The sequence below is a fragment of the bacterium endosymbiont of Bathymodiolus sp. 5 South genome (genome assembly GCF_900128535.1).
In the GTDB taxonomy this organism is placed as follows: Bacteria; Pseudomonadota; Gammaproteobacteria; order PS1; family Pseudothioglobaceae; genus Thiodubiliella.
This window is the reverse complement of record NZ_FQTR01000367.1, coordinates 1-1,054: the sequence shown is the minus strand read 5'-3', so window position 1 is coordinate 1,054 and position 1,054 is coordinate 1. Positions and strand designations below refer to the sequence as shown.

Sequence of the window (1,054 nt, the reverse complement as noted above, 5' to 3'; positions counted from 1 at the left end):
CCATCCGCATCAAACTTCAACTCTAATGCTTTTAATTGACTACTAAATTGCACCTGTGCATCGCTTGATTTTGATAGATTTTGCTTAATTTTAAGTTTTGAATCTTGCAATGTACCAGCAAGAAAACCCTGTTTTATCCAAGTGTAAACATCATCACCTACGAATTGTGATGGCAAATAATTGACAAGTTTGTTGGCTGGAATTTGCGCTAAAAAACTCTCAAGCTCGACAACATTGTCCCCCGCTTGGTTGGTAAATTTAACATTCGTTGTGATCGATAATTCTTCATTACTAATTGAGATTGGTAAATTTAACAACACATCTGCAGATTGAGCACCAGAAATGGTAGCGCTAATATCTACTTTATTCGTATTTGGCTCTGACGCCTCAGGATTGAGGCTCTGTCCAGTAATTTTAAGCGTAAGTTGCTTATTATTAGCAATGATTAATATCGGCGCAATTTCAATATTTTGCTCGCCTTTGACAAACATTTTTTTGATATCTAACGCCTTTAAAAACTCAAATATCTCTGAGTTCGGTAGCGCTGCCAAAGTCTGAACTTGACTAACACCAAATTCAATGTTGCTTTGAATAGCATTCAAGTCAAGTGTCAAAACATCAATAAAAATCTCATCTGGATTGTAGATATCCGTGAATAATGAGTATAAATATACATCCCATTTTAACTTGTCAACAGCCACAACTAGACTTTTTTGTCCTCCCAGAGGATTGCTGTTTGGCGCTGACCCAATATTGAATGCTTCCAATTTGTCTATTTTCAGAAATAGATTGTCATCTTTAAAATCAAAATAAGGCTTAGATATTTTAACATCTAAATCACTAAGTTCAGATAATTGCGCTTCAAGAGGCCCTTGAATCAGCACAGGAAATATCATAACAACGGCGACAACTAACACAACAAGTGCTGCCAAAATACCGCCAATCCAAGTACCTAGCTTAAGTATTTTAACGCTGTGCGATAGTAATTTTTTGCTCATTAGATTGGTATTATAATGCCTAGATGTTTTCGAAAATACCTAGCGAGGTGTTTTTT

General features: G+C 35.8%; 1 protein-coding gene. It reads right to left on the bottom strand.

Annotated elements, in window-relative coordinates; translation table 11 throughout:
- The coding region (locus tag BBROOKSOX_RS11535; RefSeq protein ID WP_139662010.1) for a DUF3971 domain-containing protein at window positions 1-998 on the bottom strand (998 nt) is incomplete at its 3' end.
- Window positions 999-1,054: the final 56 nt, after the last annotated feature.